The sequence below is a fragment of the Dehalobacter sp. TBBPA1 genome, from assembly GCF_040931655.1.
GTDB lineage: Bacteria > Bacillota > Desulfitobacteriia > Desulfitobacteriales > Syntrophobotulaceae > Dehalobacter > Dehalobacter restrictus.
Window position 1 is genome coordinate 479362 of sequence record NZ_CP162385.1, and the last position, 19969, is coordinate 499330.

Genomic DNA, 19969 nt, shown 5'->3' on the forward strand with positions numbered 1-19969 from the left:
TATGAAGAGGAGTAAAGGAGGCGCATCAAAATGGAAGATTTCAGTGTGAAGATCAGCAATCTGGATAAGGCCAATATTCTGATCGAAGCCTTGCCGTATATTCAGAAGTTCTCTGGGTCTACCGTTGTGATCAAATACGGCGGGCATGCCATGATTGATCAGGAGCTTAAAGAAAAAGTCATGCTCGATATCCTGTTGCTGCATACGGTTGGTATCCGTCCGGTTATTGTTCACGGCGGAGGACCGGAAATCAATACGATGCTGAAGCGTGTCGGTAAAGAAAGCACGTTTGTGCGGGGCTTAAGGGTTACGGATAAAGAGACTATGGAAATTGCAGCGATGGTCCTGGTCGGAAAGCTGAACACGGAGATTGTTTCGATGCTAAACAGCTTTGGCGGAAAGGCAGTAGGGCTGAACGGCCAGGATGCTAAACTGCTCGTCGCCGAGAAGAAACCGATGCAATTGGCAAATGAACGAGGATTGGTTGAGGAAATCGATCTTGGGTATGTCGGTGAGATCAAGAGGGTTACACCGGGGATCATTACCAGCCTTTTGGATCAGGGATATATTCCGATTATTTCACCGCTGGCCGGTGGAGATGATGGGGAAAGCTATAATGTAAATGCCGATACGGCTGCCGGAACCATCGCCGGATCCTTAAAAGCTGACAAATTCCTGCTTTTGACCGATGTTAAGGGAATTATGAAAGATATCAATGATCCGGAGTCTCTTATTTCTGTTATCCCGAAGGAAGATGTACCGGCAATGATGACGGAAGGGATCTTTAAAGGCGGAATGATACCGAAAGTAGAATGTGCAGTAAATGCGCTGGAACAGGGAACAGGTACCGTTCATATCCTGGACGGCAGACAGCCGCATGCGATTTTGCTGGAGTTGTTTACTGACGGCGGGATCGGGACGATGATAAAATAAACGGGAAATAATTCAATAAATCGTATTATAGTGTAAGTCTATTAATAGCAAGAAAGGTCGATGGTCGATATGAATATAGAGCTAAATACGGAACAAATGATCGCGATGGGCAAAGAAAATGTCATGAATACGTACGGCCGCTTGCCAATGGCGTTAGTCAAAGGATCTGGATCGCTGGTCTGGGACAGTGACGGCAAGCAATATCTGGATTTTGTCGCGGGGCTGGCTGTAACCTCACTTGGACATGCCAATCCGGAGATCGTGGAAACCATCTGCGAACAGGCCGGAGAGATCCTGCATACCTCCAATCTGTACTGGATCCCTGGGCAGGTCAAACTCGCGAAGATGCTGACGGACAATTCGTTTGCGGATAAAGTATTCTTCTGCAACAGCGGAGCGGAGGCCAACGAAGCTGCCATCAAACTGGCGAGGAAGTATGCCAAGGAACATTTTGGGGCTGAAAAAATTCAGATCGTATCCCTGAAGAATTCATTCCATGGCAGGACGCTGGCAACGATAACTGCCACAGGCCAGGCCAAGTACCAGAAGGGATATGAGCCACTGCCGGAAGGATTCTCCTATACCACGCTGAATGATTTGAGCGGACTGGAAGGGGTTATCAATGAGAAGAGTGCGGCTGTAATGATCGAACCTGTGCAAGGGGAAGGCGGCGTGCACCCCGTTTCGCGTGAGTTTCTGCAAAAAGCCAGAGAATTATGCGACAAGTACGGGGCGCTGCTGATCTTTGACGAAGTCCAGTGTGGGCTGGGCAGGACCGGGAAACTGTTTGCCTACGAGTGGTCCGGCGTAAAGCCGGATATCCTGACGCTGGCCAAAGCGCTGGGTAATGGTGTGCCGATTGGCGCGATGCTAGCAACAGACAACGCAGCAGCTTCTTTCCAGCCGGGAGACCATGCTTCGACTTTCGGAGGCAACCACCTGGTTTCGGCTGTCGGCTGCAAAGTAATGGAGATCATGACTCGGGAAGATTTTCTGACCGGGATTGAGAACAAGGGGTATTATTTCCAGGATAAGCTGCAGAAGTTAGCTGAAAAATTTGATTTGCCCGGTAAGGTCAGGGGACTCGGGCTGATGGTCGGCCTGCCTGTTGAAGAAAACGGCCCTGAGATTGTCAACAACTGCTGTGCAAACGGATTGCTAATCAACTGCGTCGGCGGCAAGACCCTGCGTTTCCTACCGCCGCTTACAGTCACATTTGACGAAATTGACAAGGCAATGGAGATTCTGGAGCAGGCCTTTCAAAGGAGCTTTAACGTAAAGTAAGAACAGATAAGATAATAATAACCAACAGATTAAAATGAATAAAAAGGGAGGGCGTAGCCAAACTCTATCAGAGTGCCGTTACGCCCCCCTTTTATGATTTTCAGATATCAGCGTAGAACACTAGCGTAAAATAGCTGGTTGTCTGAGTCATATCGTTTTGCAGAAGTATACCGGAATTTGTGTTGCCCAAAACGTGAAAAGCCCGAATTCCTTGTTTCTCAGCCAGCCGGAAAGATGCAGTGAGTGATGCGGGGGAATCCAGGTAATCATTGCCCAGCCTGAAGAGGGCAGGATAATTGAATTCCTGCATATATTTCAAGGTTTCGCGGTCTTTGCCTTGGGCCTCGACCCGGGTCAGATAATGCGAAAAGTCAACCGAGGAGATCAGGACCGTATGTTCATTCAGACAGGGCTCTAATCCGGCAAGCAGCGTATTGACTTCCTGAAGGGTGACATCATGATGCAGAATGAGCGGTACAATCTTTGCTTTGGGAAGATAATGCTTAAGAAGCGGTGCCAGGGATCCAATGGAATGTTCCAAAGAGAGGGTTTCCTCATCTCTGCTTGCTAGGTTGTTTTTAAGCAGAAGGTTGACGGTCGGCTGATCCGTTTCGACAAGGCCTTCAGGAGTCTCCCAGTTAGCCAGGCCTGTAATGATTCGGTTCCCTTTGTTAAGATGGTTTGGGCCCACCAGGATGATTAGGCCTGGCTCCTGCGCGGCAAGTATTTGCATCAGATCATTAATGAGGCGGGCGGCTGTCAGATGATGAGGCATCACGGCACTTACGATTCTTTTATCGACCGTTGATGGTACAGCAGGCTGGTCCGCCAGGATAGCATTTAATTCCTCCCGGGTGATAAAACCGGGATGGGAGGAAACGGATATCCCGCCGCCTTCGCCGGAGGATTTTTCCGTTAGGCTTGTTCCGCCGCATCCGGACAGGAGTAAGAAAGAAAAGCATAATAATAGTAGGACAGTCATGCTTAAGAAGGTTTTACATAAAACGAAGCAGCGAATATTCGTAATAGGTCATGCCCCCATTTTTATTTGATCACAATCCTGGATTGGCTGCCGCTTGTATAAACGATACTGTTCTTAATGTTGCTCAAAACGGGTGCTTCACAGTTAAATTCACCAGGTGAGATGACTCGTGCCAGATACGTAATCGTGCCTTTGTCCTTGCCGACGTGGAAGACCAACTTTTGTCCATTAACCTCTGTCGGATAATCCCAGTGATTTTTGGCAGTCGGGTCTTCATTGTAATTTTCGGGACGAGGGATAAGAGCAAGACCAGCAGGAAGTACATCCACAATTTCATAAAGCCCCTGGGGTGCTTTATCGCCGATGTTATAGCTTAACACGACCTGGACGAGATCCTGGCGATGGAAGGTATTTGTCTCCGTACTACCGGTGCGATAGGTGTGGCTGATCTTAAGATCTGTATTTTCTGATCCTTCTCCGGCTTGAACCGGAACACTGTAGTAGCTTATTATGCCAACCTTGCCTTTAATCCTGGTAAATGATATTTTCGTCAAATCCTTAGGAAGAATGGTCAGTTTAAAGAAGTCCATATTTTTTAAGGTTTTGGTCTCTTTTTTTCCGTTTAGTTCATAGGTAAAGCTTACCGGCGAAGAGGCCATATACTGAAGATTGTAGCGGAGTATCTCCAGCTGCTCGAGCGTATTCAAAATATCTTTGCCGGGATTCTCAAGCAGGTACTGGTAAAGCTTGTTTTTCTCCGGCTGGTCCAGGCGCGCTGCCAGAAGTGCCATCCGGGTTGTAGCCAGAATCATATCATCCTGATCGCTTCCTACGTTGATTCGCAGCACAGAACCGAGGTCCTGCTGATAAGTGCTGAGCAGTTCCTGATAAACCTGTTTGGCGTAGGCTCCATCCCCGGTTTCCAACAGAGCCAGAGCCAGGTTGATTTTTTCTTCCGCAGACAGATCTTCCTTCTGCATATAGTTGTCAATTTGCTGAAGAACAGGCTCTCCCAGGGAAGCAAGTCCGAGAAGAATCATACTTTCATCGTCTGCTGCAGGTGTCTGACTTCCCTGATTCCCTTGATCTTCCTCTTTTCCTGATTCTCCTGTGTCTTCAGCTTCCAGAATTCTGTAAAAATAGCGGATTAAGGCCTGATCATCAAAGACACCTGGGGCAGCGGAGGCGACCATTGCGGTCAAGGCCGGATCACTTTCTCCATAAGAAAGAATGCTGATTCCACCGTCGGACCGCTGGTAAAGGAGCAGAGAATCCCGATCCTCCCTATCTTCAACCAGAGGGATATTAGATTCGGGACTGTCGGAGAAATACTTTTCCAAAAGCCTGGCGGCTTCCTGGGCGGCAAGCTTTTGCTCGAGGCGGCTTCCATTATTCCAGATAAGCTGGTAAAGTCCCCGGAGGTATTGGCTCTTCTCAGAATCACTGAAGATCACTGTCGTTGGTTCTTCAGAAGAACCTTTGAGTCCATGGCCTTCCGTTAAAAGATTTTGGTCCGATACAATCCTTTGCTGAAACGATTTTACTGCGGTAAATTCCTTGGTCAGCGTGTCGGTAAGGCCATTCTGACTGCCGGATACGGTCAGCCGGTAAGTACCTGCTTCGAGGGTCGGAAGTTTCCAATCTGTAGCAGAAAATGCGGCATCGCTTTGACGCCACGTCTGCTCCTTCCCACTGAGACTGGTTAGTTTCACGGTATAAGAAACATTTTGGCTGCTTTTGAGTTTTTCTCCATAAGAACGTGTAAGGACAATCGGAGAGTCTCCTATGAGATAATTGCTGTTCAATGTCACTTCGACAAAGAACGGCAAACGTACCGTAAGCTGCGAGGTGCCACTGCCAGCCTGAAGATTCTGAGTAAAAGCCTGATAGGTAACCCGCCAGGATGTCAGATTGTCCGGCAGGGTAAAGTCCGTTGAGGCATTCCCGCCACTGTCGGTTTGCAGTGTGGTGAAGAGTACGGTATCCCGAAAATCACTGCGTTCCGAACCGCCCTCCCCGCCGGACTCAGCAAAACCATAGAAACCAGGGTGATAATGGGACTTTCTGGTTATCAGTGTCAGATACTGATTATCACCATAGAGGCTGTTCAAAAGATCTACACGCTGGTTTTGCAGGCTGAATAAGGCTTCATCGACAAGATTAAGATTAATCTGAGCCCTTTTAACCGGGGCATTGTTGCTGTCGGTCACCTTAAGGCTTAAGTGAACTTTATCGCCGGGCCGATATTCAGTCTTATCCGATTGTACCGCGACATTCAGTTTTTTTGTTTGGCTTGCAAATGGTATCATGACGCTGCTCGCTTCATAGTAGCTGTTCCCGTCGAAGTAGACCCCGCCTACGGTAACATTTGGAATGTATGAATCGGTAAATAAAAAGCTGTACTTAGGGGTAGTGCTTACCTGGTAGGCATCAATGACTTTTTGACCGTGGTAGAATAAAATATTTCTTCCGGCAGGATTTAAAACTTGGCTATTGACCATCATGGACACCTGAACTTGGTCCCCAGGATTATAACCGTGAATACCAGGTGTTCCCTGCAGGAAGTAATAAGCGTTATCCGGCTGAGGATCCTGTTTGCTGATAGATAATTGTCTTGTAAAGGATCGGCCGTCACTGTCGTGTGCTGTAAGATAGAGATTGTAGGATTCCTTCGGATCAACTTGACCTGTATATTTCAGCGTTCCGTCAGCATCTGTCGTTAGTGTAAACTCACTGACCAGTTTTGTGGCATAGTCATAATTATAAGATTTGACTATTTTTTTACTGATGAAATCATAGTACTGACCTGTTTCGGTTCTTGTAACGACTTCCTGGCAGAGCTTAGCTTTCACCGGGGCATTGGCAACCGGCCCCTGAAGATAGTTCTCTTCAGAAGCAAATTCTCCATTGTTTAGCTTGGTTAAATCAACAGATGACAATTTGGCGGAGAGGGTATAGGTATCTTTCTGGCGGACTGCTTGGCCGTTGATGTAGACTTTGCTTTTAAAGACAAGCAATTCAGCGTAATTGTAGATTTCACCTGCTTCCGGAAGGGTGGCGTTGGCCGCACATGTCTGGAAATCGTAGTCCGTATAATTCTCTGCGTGAGCCTTGCCGGTATAGGAAAGTACCGCCGTTCCTTTTGCATCGGTGGTCAGGTCACCTTCCTGATCAGACAAAAAGTAATGCAAAGACAGATTTGGGACAGGCGTGCTTTCAAAGAAGGAGGCCGAGAACTGAAAATTCACCTTCTCTCCAGCGAAGATGGCTTTCTTATCTTGAGTCAATGTTACTTGATAGGCCGGTTTTTGGTAGTTTTCTACGGAAAAGCTTCGTGAGAGCAGCTGAACATCGCCAGATTTAACCTGCAGTTCATAGTAACCGGGTTTTAGAACGGGAAGTTTGATTTGACCCTGAAAACAATCATCTTTTACTGCGGTCTCCTGGGTCAGGACCGGAGAAATCTCACCCCCCGGGTAGTAGGCGCCGTCATAACCATACACTTCAATCGTGAGATCACGAAGCGATTCAATCTGACTGCCCTGCGCACTGTTCCCGGACCGCGGTGCAGCGATTCCCCAAAAGTTCACCGTATCCCCAGGCTTATAAAGTCCTCGGTCCAAATAGAGATACTTCCAGTAATCCGACGGATTGATCTGGCCGGTGTTACTTTCTTCATACCAAGCCTCTATAGGGACAAGGATTTCTTTGCCTCCCTGCCGGATCCAGGCATAGTTTCTCTGCTCGCCGGACAGCTTTTGCTTGATTAAAACTGTACCGGATTTATCCGTACTGGCGGTAATCTTCTTATTTTCAAGACTGACAGTGGCTTCAGCAACGGATGTTTTGGTCTGCAGGTCATTAACCCAAAAGAGGCTTTCATCCTGTCCCTGGGCAAGGTAGACGGCAAGATCAGTTACCTGGAACCAGACTTGCCTGACGGATTCGTCTGCCTGGAATTCTGCGGAATAGTACCCTGCTTCCAGGGTTTCTGGTAGCATGATGTATTGATTATAAGGGTCTGTCTTCAGAAATTTGGTGTCATATTCAGCCAGTATGTAGGCTGACGATAATTTTTCGAGATAATGGTTCAAGGTATAGTACGACCAATCAGGCAGCACATCCCGTTTCGCCAGAGAGGCTTGAAAGATTTGGTGATCCGGATAGCGGTAAAGGTTGATATGAAGCGGAGGTGTGTCTATGATTTGGCCTCCCGAATACGTATTGTTGGTGAAATATACGGAAAATGCAGGCTGCTCACTGGTACTGAATTCGGTCAGACTTGTGTTCAGATCAAACGTAAAAGGAGGATTGTTCTGTTCAACCGTCCCGGTCTCAAAGCTGAAACGATAGTCTTCGAACAGGGTTTCCGTCGTACCGGGGAGTACAAAGCCTTTTTTGAGCGTGACCGTATAGACGGTGGCCGGTTGCAGTGCTTCCGGCGTAAATACCAGCGTTTTTTTGTGCTTTTCGAAAGCCCCCTTCAACTCGGGTGAGATACTGAAATAATCCTTCAGGCTGCTAATTTCATAGTTGTCGGAAGAGAAAGTCAATTCGATTCCCGTGTCTACCGGAACAGAGGTGCTTTTATTTCCAGGAAGGGAACGAAGCACCTGAAAGGCTGCTTTGGTCTGGAAGGCCCAGCTAAGGTTTTCCTTTCCCGATGCTTCCGGATCAAAGGCCAAACGATAAATCGTATTCGGTGCTAATTTTTCCTTGGGAATAATTTTATAGCTCTTGCCGTTATTCTGTTTATCCAAGGTGTAGGAAAATTCCGGACGAAGCTTGAGTGATGTTTTCACCATTTTTTCAGTCAGGCTTTCTTTACTGGTCAGTAAAAAAGTTGTCGTGGTATCAATCCCGAGCTGATCCAAGTCAACCGCAGTAATAGCGATATCCGAGGCCAAAACTGTTGTGTCATTTAGACGGAAAAAGTCAAATCCGTAGAAAATGCTGATAGCCATTACAAGAACTAAGGCGATGCCGATTGACCTTTTCCAACTCATCAAGTTCCTGAAATTCTTTGCCATAAATTAACCATCCTTTCGACACAATACGATGGTATTGTCAGTTTAATATTATATTTAGAAGCATCTCATAACTGATTAGCGTGTTTAACAACATATTAGACGTAATTAATCGATAATTCTATACATCTGACAAATATCCTTTTTATGGATGAAGCACTTTGTTCACGGATTTGCAGCTGCGTGTGCCGCTGCACGCCATACTATGTTTATGCAAAAACACTCTTTTTTAGACCACACTCGTTTAGATTTGAGAAAAAAGAATTTTGGTTGTAGACTATTAAAGAGAATAGGTCAAAAGGGTTGGAACGATTCTGGAAAAACAGGTTGGGATTAGACCGGAGGAAGAAACGTGGATTATTCGGATAAGGTTATTGAACATTTTATGTGCCCGCAAAATGTGGGCAGCATGCCTGATGCAGATGCCGAGGGAATCTTTGGAGATGTGACCTGCGGAGATTCGCTGACGATCTATCTGAAAGTAAAGGATGGTATCCTGACGGATATCAGTTATCTGGTGTTTGGCTGTGCCGCGGCGGTGGCAGCAAGCAGCATGTTTACGGTTTTAGTAAAAGGAAAAAGTATTGAGGAGGCTTTAGATATAGGCGGCAGAGACGTTTTCGACGCGTTGGATGGCTTGCCGGCAAGTAAAGTCCATTGTTCCGTACTGGGTCCCCAGGCCCTGAAAAAAGCTATCGAAGACTATGAATCCAAAAGAAAGAATCAGGGCTAAAAGTGTCGAAAATCTTGTCAAAATGGCAGAAATATGATGAAATTTTTGATTGTTTACGATATGATAATAAATAGTTTCAATAATAATGCCTGCAATCATGATGTCTGCAACATATACAGAACGCCATAGGTGAAAGGATTTGAAAGTATGAAGCTGTCCCAGCGCATTCTGGGCATGAAGCCGTCTGCTACGTTGGCTGTTGACGCCAAAGCCAAAGAATTAAAGAGCCAGGGAAAGAATGTTATTTCGTTTGGATCCGGGGAACCAGATTTCGTGTCCCCGCCGTCCGCTTTCAAGTATGCGGCGGAAGCGATGGAAAAAGGGAAAACTCATTACACATCAACACCTGGGGTTCCTGAACTTCGTCAAGAAATTTGTGCTTATTACCAAAAGGAATTTGGTCTGAAGTTTGATCCGGGACAGGTAGTCGTTGGCCCGGGAGCCAAACCTTGCATATATGAAGCGCTGGCAGCGATCGTTGATCCAGGGGATGAGATTGTCCTGCTTGCGCCGGCTTGGGTAAGCTATATCGAACAGATCCATCTTGTAGATGGGAAACCGGTGATCGTGGAAACAGAAGATAGTGGTTTTATACCAAGATTGGACCGCGTGGAAGCCGCAATTACGGACAGAACCATCGCACTTTTGCTGAACTCCCCATCCAATCCGACAGGGGTCCTATTTGACGAGAAGACCGTTAGAGGCCTGGCTGAGATCGCCCAGAAGCATGATCTCTGGCTGATCTGGGATGAGATTTATGAGAAGCTGGTTTACGGTCAGAACAAACATGTTAATCCGCTGCAGCTTATGCCGGAGCTGGCTTCCCGGACAATTATCATTAACGGGGTGAGCAAAGCCTATGCGATGACAGGCTGGCGGATCGGTTATTCGATTGCCCCACTCGAGTTATCTTCCAAGATCAATTCGTTTCAAAGTCATCTTACCTCCAATGCCTGCTCCATTGCCCAATGGGCCGCAGTCGGGGCGATGCGGGAAAGCAGGGAAGATGTGCTGAGAATGAAGGCAGCTTTTAGTGACAGACGGGACCTGATCTGCGGACTTTTGCGTAAAATGCCGCATATCTCCTTTCCGGAACCTGAAGGTGCCTTTTATGTTTTTGTAAACATTAAGAACTGTATCGGCATGTCCTTTGAAGGACAGAAGATCAAGGATGATATCGGATTCTGCAATATGCTGTTGGATTCCGAACTGGTTGCCGTCGTACCCGGCAGTGCCTTCCTGGCGCCGGGGTATTTACGGATTTCTTATGCAAGTTCTCCGGAACAGATAACGGAGGGTATGAGAAGACTGCATTGTTTTCTGGATAAGCTGAAATAGTGAGGTTTGTTGTAAAATCCTAAGTTTTCAAAAAGATACTGCCAATAGTATAAAACTATCAGCAGTATCTTTTTAGATTTAAAGTTACGCTTGAAGCACTTTATGCCTATTCGGCATGCGGAATAGCCAGGAAGCTGGATGCGGCATTGATTTGGCCGAATTCCTTAAACATTTGTTCCTTGAGTCGCGGGAAAACCGCCTTAATCTCCTCGGACAGGTCCATGCCCCATTCAAGACTCTTCGGCTGAACACCGTAGATCAGGGTTTGGGGAGTATTTCCCAGAATGTCTGCCAGTGCGAGAACTTCCAGAATGCCCACCTGATGAAACGATACTTGGTACTTCTCCGGGAAAACCCGGATATCTTCCGGACAGAACCGGAAGATACTGCCGGGCTCTGTCTGGGCATTGATTGCATCCACAATGATCAGGAAATCGGTTTCCTTGATCAGATGGACCAGTTCCAGACCGGCTGTTCCGCCTTCTAACAGCTCGACGTTGTCAGGAAGTTCTTCAGGCTTAAATTCATTTAAAAACTGAACGCCTAAGCCTTCGTCACTTAGTAAAACGTTCCCTACGCCCATCAGCATAATTTTTGGTGGAGTCATATGTGAAGTCCTTTCCTAAAAAGTTTCGTAAAGTAAAGCTAGTAATACGATGATACTAGCTTTACTTTTAATATTATACTCAATATGATGGAATTGAATCTTTCAGCCTGTAAATATCAGCCTTTTATGACCGATTGATTTGCTTTGTTAGCGCCACCCTTTTCTTTCTTACCGGTTTTACCGAAGAACATCAGAAAAAACTCATCCTTAGCTTCAGTAAAGACAAGGTAAACATGAACAAGGATGATCGCAATAAACAACCACATCACAACATAGTGGATCCCTCTGACTGCAGCCAGGCTGCCAAGTGCTTGAGCAGCTCCTGAGAACTTCATCGGCAGATATAGAATGATCCCGGTGATGGCCTGAAAGACAGCCAGGACTGGTAATGCAATATAGGCACATTTCTGCAGTCCATTGTATTTGTTGGTCTTTGGATGTTCCTTACTGATAAACAGATAATATTTAATCTGGGGGATAAAAGTCTTCAGATCTAGTTTGTTCAGGAAAAACTCCTTATAATCTTTATTTTTCCCGAAAAAGGAGACATAGAAACGTACAATCCCATTGATCACCAGAATGTACATGAAGATAAAGTGGAGATTTCTGGCGACATTCATATTGGCTCCCTGGAAAGGAGCATGGATGATAAAACCGGTCGAGATCAGGACCGCAAAGGTGATTAAGTTTATCCAGTGAGAGATTCGCTGGGTAAACGGATGATCAGATGCTTTAGCCATTTTTCGTTCCCTCTCTTTCCTTAGAAGCCGATATTGTATTTCTTGATTTCGTTGCTTTGCGGATCGATTAGGTGAATTGCACAAGCCAGACATGGGTCGTAGGAACGGATGACACGGACGACATTGATCGGATTGTCCGGATCTGGTACCGGTACCCCAATCATGGATTTGTCAACCGGGCCTAAAACGCCGTTTCCATCTGTCGGTGAAAAGTTCCAAGTCGAGGGGACGACCATTTGGTAATTTGCTGTTTTATGGTCTTCAACTTTAATCCAGTGGCCAAGCGATCCGCGGGCAACTTCAATCAAGCCTGCGCCCTGACCGCTTGCGGGGATTTCCCAATGATCGGTATCATGGATCTTAAAGTTCGGCTTGCCCATTTCGGCAATGAGGGAATCGACCCATTCGAGCATTTTCTTAGCCATAAGAATGGTTTCCACCGCCCGGGCGGCATGACGGGCGACAGCGCCGGGTTTGATGTTATATTTCGTAATAACGTCCATAAGCACTTTCGGCTGCATGACGAGCATACGGGCGAGCGGTCCGACTTCCATCGGTTTGCCTTCATAGCGCGGTGCTTTGACATAGGTATAGGCGTCCTTCTTATCCAAGTCAATAACTGTGTCTTCCTCATAAGGAGTTCTGCCTTTGTCACTCTTGTACCAGGCATGCGTGATATCTTCCGTGATTTTGTCGATACTGAACGGATGAACGGTCGCCAGGTTATTGTCGAGAATGATACCCGATGTAAATAACAAGTCTTTTCCTTCTGCATCTCCGGCAAAGCCACCATAAGACATGTAATTGCCATGACTACCGCCAACGCCGGCCTGAGCCAAAGGCAGAAGCGGCCCGGTCCCGAAGGTCAGGACATCCTGGAGGTAGACATTTTCAACGAAGGCGATCTGCTCCATCAGCATGGAACGGTATTGGAAGACTTGCTCCAAAGTAGGCAGTATCGTGACGCCGCCGACTACGATCGAGGATTGGTGTGGTTGTTTACCGGCGAATATCGCAGACATTTTCTTGGCTTTTGCCTGCATTTCCAAGGCTTTCAGGTAGTGCGCAACAGCCATCGTAACGAGTTCAGGATCGCTGACACAATATTGATCAGGATTGTAACGTGGCGTCAGAGGCGCCGTATCGTTAGCTGCAACCAGTTTCAAAATTTTGTCCTTAACGCCGTTTAAACCAGCGTCATTGCCTTTGTACTGGGCAATCGCCATGACATCCAGATAGTCCAAGGCAGATAGATGATAAAAATGGAGCGGGTGGTCATGCAAGAGCGTTGCGCCGTAAATCAGATTGCGAATAAGACGGCCGCCATAGGGGACTTCGGCACCAAAAGCAGCGTCCAAAGCCAGCGCGGAAGCTAAACCATGTACTGTCGAGCAGACGCCGCAGGCACGTTCCGTAACATAACTGGCATCTCTGGGATCACGACCGATAACCAAGTTTTCAAGGCCCCTGTACATGGTGCCTATGACACGGGAGTTAGAGACGACACCATTTTCGATCTCTACTTCTATTTTCAAGTGGCCTTCAATACGGGTAATGGGATCAATGACAATTTTCTGTGCAGACATTCCTTACTCCTCCTTATGTCCGTGGTCTTTTTTGCCTAAACGGCCGGTTGCTGCCGTAGCTGCAAGATGAACGGCAAGGCCTGCTACGGCAACGCCTCCGATAATCTTGCCGGTAGCATCGGCATTAATTTGGCCGATGCCGGGAAGTTCAAAGCCTTCTTGTTTGTCATAAAGAGGACTGAAGGTTTTAAAGAATCCTGCCTCTGAACAACCGGAACATGGTGAACCGGCGTTGATACAGAAGTTGGTATTGTCGTTGTACCAAACCTGTGCGCAGTCGGTATACGTCTTCGGGCCTTTGCAGCCTTTCAGGAGCAGACAATAGTCTTTTTGGGTGGGATCATTCCAGTCTTTCAGATAGTTGCCGGCTTCAAACTGGCCGCGGCGCGGGCAGTTGTCATGAAGCAGCTTACCGTAGAAAACGACCGGGCGAGCCTGATCATCCAAGGGTGGAACCGTGCCATAGGTCAGGTAGTAAACAATCGTTCCGAGCATGGTGGCCGGTTTGACCGGACAGCATGGAAGATTGATGACAGGGGTTGAAATGTTGTTTTGTTTCAACAGTTCACGGACGCCGACAGCGTCAACCTCACAGGCTCCGGGAATTCCGGCGCCATCGGTTGCGCAGCTGCCGACAGCAATAATGGCTTTAGCTTTCTTGGAAGCTTCCAGGACGGTTTCCCGGAAAGGTTTGCCGCCCACCATGCAATACCTGTCTTCCTTTGAAGGAATAGCTCCTTCGACAACGAGCACAAAGTTTTCTTTCAGGGCCTCCTGATAAGCTTCCTCGGCCTTATAGCCGGAAGCCGCCATAATGGTCTCATGATAACGAATCGAAAGCATATCCAGGACCACTTCAGCCGCTGACGGGTTCAGTGTTGCCAAAAGTGACTCAGAACAGCCTGTGCATTCCATTCCATGAAGCCATACGACCGGCGGTTTGTCCAAGGCAGTCTCAACAGCCTGAGTGACCTTGGGAGATACTGCAGCAGGGAGACCCAAAGCTGCCGTAGTCGCAGTCATCAGTTTTAAAAAGCTGCGCCGGGATACTCCTCTTGCTGCCAGAGCATCAAATGTGTTCATTCTGCAATTCCTCCTCCACATGTCCAAAAAATAAAGTTCTTACTTAATATAAAATAGGATAAAAATTATAAATATTTAGATAATACATTTTCGTAAAAATATATTATTGCAGTGAGCAATATACCGAAAAAAATCATCCAAATATATATAAAGTTTATCTATTTTCCAAATTAATAAATGCAAGAAGCGTGCCAAAATATAAAACGGCTAAAAAGCATGCAAGTAAGCTAAACACGAAAAAGTCATAGTTAGATAAATTATTAAAATAGACAAAATGTTTATCTTTCTGATACGAACTGTATCATCTGGAGAGACATAAGAACGAACTTGCAAAAATATAACTTAAGGTCAATGCAATCAGTAAAGATGTTCCTGCAACTTAAATTCCGGGTAATTCAACGTGCCGTTATTCATTCCATAAATACCATAAAACATGATGCAGATGACGATGATGATCCATACAATCATTTTCATCATGGAGTTTTTATTAATCAATAGACTGACACCGGCACCAATCAATAGCAGAGGCCAGAGCTTCCTGAGTGATAGGAAAAAAGTTCCGATGATTGAAAACGAAAAAACGTCAAGATTACTAAGCAGCCAGATTACACCGACCAGAATGATCACCGCACCCAGGGTAATATTTTTTTTCATTGATGATCTCTCCTCGCAAACAATACGTAAACGCCAACGGCAATCAAACCTATGGGTAGCAGGATGTCAATGTCGAACCAGTCGAAGAGTCTGTCTGACAAAAATACAGCACCAACAATGATCAGCGCAATGCCAAATACTTTAAGGCTTTTGTCCTTATTGATGGCCTGATTATGATCATTGTTTGGGATATCTGCCGAGTCGGCATAGTTCTGAGAACTGCCAAATGAGCCAAAAGGTTTTTGAGGAATCACTACCCAGCAGACGAGATAGGCAAGAATTCCAATCCCAGCAAAAAATGCGAGCAGCCAGATAATCCGTACAATCGTAGGATCTATTTCAAAATATTCCGCAATTCCAGAGCAGACCCCTGCAATCACTTTGTTTTGAGACCGATAGATTTGTTTACCCATGACCCATCCCCCTTAATCCAATTCAAAAGGAACTTCCTTGATGGTTTAGCTTTTTCACGGAATCGAAAAGTCATTTTTTCATAAATCTATGGATTCTCATCATTTATATTCCAGCGGTTCTATTTTGAGAGCTCCATCTGTTCTGGGTAATAATATTCCATTGTGATTTCATAAGACTATATTAACACGAAGGACAGAATGTGGGTAGAAAAATTTATATTATTTTTCTAATAACTTCAGACGGTAAGGTAGACAATGAATAATAACCCCCTCAGATGGAAAAATAATTCTGCTGAATTTGTTTGAGGGGGAATGTAATCTGGATTCGCATCATCACAGAATCACTGACAAAGAAAAGAATAACCTTCATGTTGGGATAGACATAGGTTCCACCACTGTTAAAATTGCTGTCTTAAATAAGGAAGGCGTTCTGTTGTTCAGCCGGTATACCCGGCATTATTCGGATATCTGGAGCACGTTGCAAAGGCTGGTGGATGAAGCCGGTCAGAAATATGCGGCATTTTCGCTGACGGTAGCAATTACAGGTTCAGGCGGACTGGCTGTGGCTGAACATCTGGACATTTCATTTATTCAGGAGGTCATTGCCGGAAGCAAAGCAGTGGATCGTTATCTGCCAGGAACGGATGTTGTCATTGAGCTTGGCGGAGAAGATGCCAAGATAACCTTTTTTGACAAGGGGTTTGATCAGCGGATGAACGGGATCTGTGCGGGAGGAACCGGTGCTTTTATTGATCAAATGGCTGTCCTGTTAAAGACGGATGCGGCTGGTCTGGATGCGCTGGCTGCCCATAGCCGGGTCATCTATCCGATTGCCGCCAGATGTGGGGTTTTTGCCAAAACCGATATTCAACCTCTCTTAAATGAAGGAGTCCGCAAGGAGGACATTGCAGCTTCGATCTTTCAGGCGGTTGTAAATCAGACCATTGGAGGGCTTGCCTGCGGACATAAAATTAAAGGGAAAGTTGGCTTCCTCGGAGGACCACTTCACTTCCTACCGCAGCTGCGAGTTCGGTTTCAGGAAACGTTGGGGCTGAAGGATGAAGATATGATTGTGCCGGGAAATTCCGAAGTTTATGTAGCTATCGGAGCGGCCCTCGCCTCTGCTCAGGATAAAGATATTACATTTGAACAGCTTGGTCAAAAATTGAGAACAGACAAAAAAAAGCTTCAGTATGAAACAGCCAGACTTGATCCACTTTTTGCAGATGAAGAGGAATACCGCGCGTTTGTAAGGCGGCATGCCCAAAATATTGTCAGCACAAATCAGCTGGAGATGTACCAGGGCCAATGTTTTTTAGGTCTGGATGTAGGATCTACCACGACAAAAGCTGTTTTGATCGATCCGCAAGGCACCCTTCTTTATTCCGCCTATACTAATAATGAAGGCAACCCTTTGGCTTCGGCAGTCAATATTCTGAAAGAACTATACAACAGGCTCCCGGAAAACACAAAAATTGCTTATTCTGCCGTGACTGGCTACGGAGAAAAACTGACTCAGGCAGCTCTTTTTTTTGATATGGGGGAAGTTGAGACCATCGCTCATTACACAGCCGCCAATCATTTCCTGCCTGGAGTCAACCTGATTCTGGACATCGGCGGACAGGATATGAAATGCCTGAAAGTAAAAAACGGTGTGATTGAAAATATTATGTTAAACGAGGCCTGTTCATCCGGCTGCGGTTCTTTTATTGAAACATTTGCGAGGTCACTGGAAATGAATGTGGCGGATTTTGCCCGCAAAGGACTTTTGGCTCAAAATCCTGCCGATTTAGGATCGAGATGTACGGTTTTCATGAATTCCAAAGTAAAACAGGCCCAAAAAGAAGGCATGACGGTCGCGGATATTTCGGCAGGATTATCCTACTCCGTGATCAAAAACGCGCTCTATAAAGTAATTAAGTTAAAAAGCTCTGAGGAATTTGGTGAAAAGGTTATTGTCCAGGGAGGGACTTTCTTGAATGATGCTGTGGTTCGCAGCCTGGAACGGACCATTGGCCGAGAAGTCGTCCGTCCGGACATTGCCGGCCTCATGGGAGCCTTTGGTGCGGCCCTCTTGGCCAGGAACGCCTGGCGGGAGGGAGTGGCTACGTCGCTGCTTTCCCCAGATCAAATTAATAACTTTTCGGTGGAAGTCAGCGCAGCCCGCTGCGAAAACTGTCAGAATCACTGTTTACTTACGGTCAACTGTTTCGGTGACGGGCGCAGGCACATTACAGGAAACCGCTGTGAAAAAGGATCAGAACGCGATCAGACAGATGAAATTCCGAATCTCTATGCCTATAAACTGAACAGGATCTTTCATTATACGCCACTGGCAAAAGAAAAAGCAGTCAGAGGAACCATCGGGATCCCAAGGGTTTTAAATATGTTCGAGAATTATCCTTTTTGGTTTACTTTTTTCACCCGTCTTGGTTTCCGGGTCGAGCTGTCGCCGGTTTCCACCCGGAAGGTTTATGAGGCGGGCATGGAGACAATTTCTTCCGATACCGTTTGTTATCCTGCCAAACTTGTTCACGGTCATATCGTGTCATTGATTAAACAAGGCGTGAAGTTCATATTTTATCCCTGCATACCGAAGGAGAGAAAAGAAATAGCCGGGGCGGACAACTGTTTTAATTGCCCGGTGATCAACGCTTATCCGGAAGTGATCAAAGCCAACATGGACGAGTTGAAGCAAAGCGGTGTCCAATTCTGGAATCCTTTTCTGCCGTATGAAGATAAAAAAAAGCTTAGTAAGAGATTGTATGAAGAACTGAAACATTCAGGCATTACCCTTGCAGAAATCATCCAGGCCGTCGACGCAGCCTGGAATGAAGATCTGAATTTCAAACGGGATATCCGCAAAAAAGGAGAAGAGGTCTTGCAATGGCTTGCAGAAACAGGAAATCGCGGGATTGTCCTTTCCGGCAGGCCTTACCATCTGGATCAGGAAGTTAACCACGGCATACCTAAAGTCATCACGGCCCTCGGAATGGCAGTGCTTACAGAGGATTCGGTAGCCCATCTCGGAAAAGTCACCAGGCCACTTCGGGTTCTGGACCAGTGGATGTATCATTCCCGACTTTACGAAGCAGCAGATTTTGTTGCCGGAAGACCGGAGCTAGAGCTTGTCCAGTTAAACTCATTCGGCTGCGGGCCGGATTCAATTGCTGCGGAACAAGCCCAGGAAATTTTACATAAAGCCGGTAAAATCTATACCATGATTAAAATAGATGAGGTCAGCAATCTGGGTGCAGTCAGAATAAGGCTTCGCTCGCTTAAAGCTGCGATGGATGCCAGAATAAAACATGATCATTCGATAGAGGACCCGGCAAAGGGGCCAAATGCCGTTCAGAGACCAATATTTACCAAGAAAATGCGTAAAACACATACCATTCTTGCTCCACAGATGGCGCCGATCCATTTTGAATTTGCCCAGGAGGTCGCCCGTTCGGAGGGGTACCATTTTGAAGTACTGGCTATAGTTGAAAAAGAAGATATTGAAGAAGGCTTGAAATATGTTAACAATGATTCCTGTTACCCTTCGGTCATTATTATCGGGCAGCTGTTAAGGGCATTGAAATCCGGAAGATACGATCTGAACAACACCTCAGTCATTATAACCCAGACGGGGGGGCCCTGCCGGGCCAGCAATTATTTGGGGCTATTAAAGAAAGCGCTTCAGGTCTCGGGACTGGAACACATTCCGATACTCTCGCTCAATGTCGCAGGCTTGGAGAAAAACCCCGGATTTAAGTTGACGGTCTCCATGGCGGTCAAAGCAATCATCGCCATGCTTTACGGAGACCTGCTGATGAAGGTTTTCTACCGGGTAAGGCCTTATGAAACAAATGCGGGAACAGCGGATCAGCTTCTGAGAAAGTGGATAGATATCTGCAAGATCAATGTTGCCAATGGAGACCGCAGCTTATTTCGTGAAAACCTGAAGGGCATTGTTCGGGATTTTGAAAATATTGAGATTGTTCAGCAGAGAAAACCCCGGGTTGGATTGGTCGGGGAGATCCTCGTAAAATTTCACCCTGCGGCGAATAACAACATGGCCGAGTTTATTGAAAAAGAGGGCGCAGAAATGGTGGTTCCGGGACTGATGGAGTTTTTACTTTACTGCTGCTATGGGAAGGAATTTAACTATAGATATCTTGCCGGTAAGCGATCTTCCAGAGTCATCGGAAATCTGCTGGTCAAGTATATGGAAAGCTATCGTGAAGATTTAAGGGCTGCCTTAAAGAATAGTAAAAGATTCGATATCCCGCCAACGATTCAGGAGATGGCGGAAAGTGTCAAACCATTCCTTTCCCTGGGCAACCAAACCGGAGAGGGTTGGCTGCTGACTGCGGAAATGGTGGAGCTGATCAAAAGTGGCGCCAACAATATTATCTGCATGCAGCCGTTTGCCTGTCTGCCGAATCATATTACCGGCAAAGGAATGATCAAGACCCTGAAAGAGCAGTATCCCCAGACCAATATTGTTGCCGTGGATTATGATCCCGGAGCCAGTGAAGTGAACCAGATCAATCGGATTAAGCTGATGCTGGAGAGAGCTTTTGGCTGAATCTTTCGTATTCTAC

Annotated in this window: 13 protein-coding genes; 5 read left to right on the top strand and 8 right to left on the bottom strand. The window is 46.3% G+C overall.

What is annotated here, in order from left to right; genetic code table 11:
• Positions 1-30: 30 nt before the first annotated feature.
• Both argB and AB3489_RS02415 read left to right on the top strand, forming a co-directional pair.
• Positions 31-933 carry an acetylglutamate kinase gene (gene argB, locus AB3489_RS02410; protein ID WP_368293822.1) on the top strand — a complete coding sequence of 301 codons (903 nt, stop codon included), beginning with the start codon at positions 31-33 and terminating at the stop codon, positions 931-933.
• A gap of 60 nt (positions 934-993) precedes the next feature.
• Positions 994-2217 carry an aspartate aminotransferase family protein gene (locus tag AB3489_RS02415; RefSeq protein WP_368293823.1) on the top strand — a complete coding sequence of 408 codons (1224 nt, stop codon included), beginning with the start codon at positions 994-996 and terminating at the stop codon, positions 2215-2217.
• Between the two features lie 100 nt (positions 2218-2317).
• Here the strand turns inward: AB3489_RS02415 and amrB are convergent, their stop codons facing one another.
• Together amrB and AB3489_RS02425 are read right to left on the bottom strand one after the other, a co-directional pair.
• A complete protein-coding gene (amrB, locus tag AB3489_RS02420; protein WP_368293824.1) occupies positions 2318-3199 on the bottom strand; it encodes an AmmeMemoRadiSam system protein B in 882 nt (293 codons plus the stop codon).
• 62 nt (positions 3200-3261) lie between these two features.
• The gene (locus AB3489_RS02425; RefSeq protein ID WP_368293825.1) at positions 3262-8229 is read right to left on the bottom strand and encodes an Ig-like domain-containing protein; all 4968 of its coding nucleotides are present in this window, start codon (positions 8227-8229) and stop codon (positions 3262-3264) included.
• 349 nt (positions 8230-8578) lie between these two features.
• Between AB3489_RS02425 and AB3489_RS02430 the strand changes: the two genes are divergently transcribed.
• Both AB3489_RS02430 and AB3489_RS02435 read left to right on the top strand, forming a co-directional pair.
• Complete coding sequence (locus AB3489_RS02430) at positions 8579-8959, top strand: iron-sulfur cluster assembly scaffold protein (protein WP_368293826.1); 381 nt, start codon at positions 8579-8581, stop codon at positions 8957-8959.
• 147 nt (positions 8960-9106) lie between these two features.
• Complete coding sequence (locus AB3489_RS02435) at positions 9107-10297, top strand: pyridoxal phosphate-dependent aminotransferase (RefSeq protein ID WP_368293827.1); 1191 nt, start codon at positions 9107-9109, stop codon at positions 10295-10297.
• Positions 10298-10403: 106 nt separating this feature from the next.
• On the opposite strand, the gene AB3489_RS02440 is transcribed toward AB3489_RS02435, so the two are convergent.
• The 6 genes from AB3489_RS02440 to AB3489_RS02465 all read right to left on the bottom strand — a co-directional run bounded on the left by AB3489_RS02440 (position 10404) and on the right by AB3489_RS02465 (position 15380).
• The gene (locus AB3489_RS02440) at positions 10404-10904 is read right to left on the bottom strand and encodes a HyaD/HybD family hydrogenase maturation endopeptidase (RefSeq protein ID WP_368293828.1); all 501 of its coding nucleotides are present in this window, start codon (positions 10902-10904) and stop codon (positions 10404-10406) included.
• 116 nt (positions 10905-11020) lie between these two features.
• A complete protein-coding gene (gene cybH / locus AB3489_RS02445) occupies positions 11021-11644 on the bottom strand; it encodes a Ni/Fe-hydrogenase, b-type cytochrome subunit (RefSeq protein WP_368293829.1) in 624 nt (207 codons plus the stop codon).
• 20 nt (positions 11645-11664) lie between these two features.
• Entirely contained in the window at positions 11665-13230 is a 1566-nt protein-coding gene (locus AB3489_RS02450; RefSeq protein ID WP_019225238.1) for a nickel-dependent hydrogenase large subunit, read from the bottom strand.
• A 3-nt stretch (positions 13231-13233) separates the two neighbouring features.
• Positions 13234-14313: a hydrogenase small subunit gene (locus AB3489_RS02455; protein WP_019225239.1), complete on the bottom strand. Its 1080-nt coding sequence runs from the start codon at positions 14311-14313 to the stop codon at positions 13234-13236.
• A gap of 357 nt (positions 14314-14670) precedes the next feature.
• On the bottom strand, positions 14671-14967 hold the full coding sequence (locus AB3489_RS02460) for a DUF5668 domain-containing protein (protein ID WP_368293830.1): 297 nt from the start codon (positions 14965-14967) through the stop codon (positions 14671-14673).
• Positions 14964-15380 (bottom strand): PspC domain-containing protein, encoded by a 417-nt coding sequence (locus AB3489_RS02465; RefSeq protein ID WP_019225241.1) that lies wholly within the window; start codon positions 15378-15380, stop codon positions 14964-14966. Before AB3489_RS02465 ends, AB3489_RS02460 begins: the two co-directional genes overlap by 4 nt.
• Positions 15381-15678: 298 nt before the next feature.
• Between AB3489_RS02465 and AB3489_RS02470 the strand changes: the two genes are divergently transcribed.
• A complete protein-coding gene (locus tag AB3489_RS02470; RefSeq protein ID WP_368293831.1) occupies positions 15679-19953 on the top strand; it encodes an acyl-CoA dehydratase activase-related protein in 4275 nt (1424 codons plus the stop codon).
• The last annotated feature ends 16 nt before the right edge of the window (positions 19954-19969 follow it).

Bases quoted from the DNA above. Each gene is read 5' to 3' on its own strand.
- argB (WP_368293822.1), top strand. From the start codon at position 31: ATGGAAGATTTCAGTGTGAAGATCAGCAATCTGGATAAGGCCAATATT.
- AB3489_RS02415 (WP_368293823.1), top strand. From the start codon at position 994: ATGGTCGATATGAATATAGAGCTAAATACGGAACAAATGATCGCGATG.
- amrB (WP_368293824.1), bottom strand. From the start codon at position 3,199: ATGACTGTCCTACTATTATTATGCTTTTCTTTCTTACTCCTGTCCGGA.
- AB3489_RS02425 (WP_368293825.1), bottom strand. From the start codon at position 8,229: ATGGCAAAGAATTTCAGGAACTTGATGAGTTGGAAAAGGTCAATCGGC.
- AB3489_RS02435 (WP_368293827.1), top strand. From the start codon at position 9,107: ATGAAGCTGTCCCAGCGCATTCTGGGCATGAAGCCGTCTGCTACGTTG.
- AB3489_RS02440 (WP_368293828.1), bottom strand. From the start codon at position 10,904: ATGACTCCACCAAAAATTATGCTGATGGGCGTAGGGAACGTTTTACTA.
- cybH (WP_368293829.1), bottom strand. From the start codon at position 11,644: ATGGCTAAAGCATCTGATCATCCGTTTACCCAGCGAATCTCTCACTGG.
- AB3489_RS02450 (WP_019225238.1), bottom strand. From the start codon at position 13,230: ATGTCTGCACAGAAAATTGTCATTGATCCCATTACCCGTATTGAAGGC.
- AB3489_RS02455 (WP_019225239.1), bottom strand. From the start codon at position 14,313: ATGAACACATTTGATGCTCTGGCAGCAAGAGGAGTATCCCGGCGCAGC.
- AB3489_RS02460 (WP_368293830.1), bottom strand. From the start codon at position 14,967: ATGAAAAAAAATATTACCCTGGGTGCGGTGATCATTCTGGTCGGTGTA.
- AB3489_RS02465 (WP_019225241.1), bottom strand. From the start codon at position 15,380: ATGGGTAAACAAATCTATCGGTCTCAAAACAAAGTGATTGCAGGGGTC.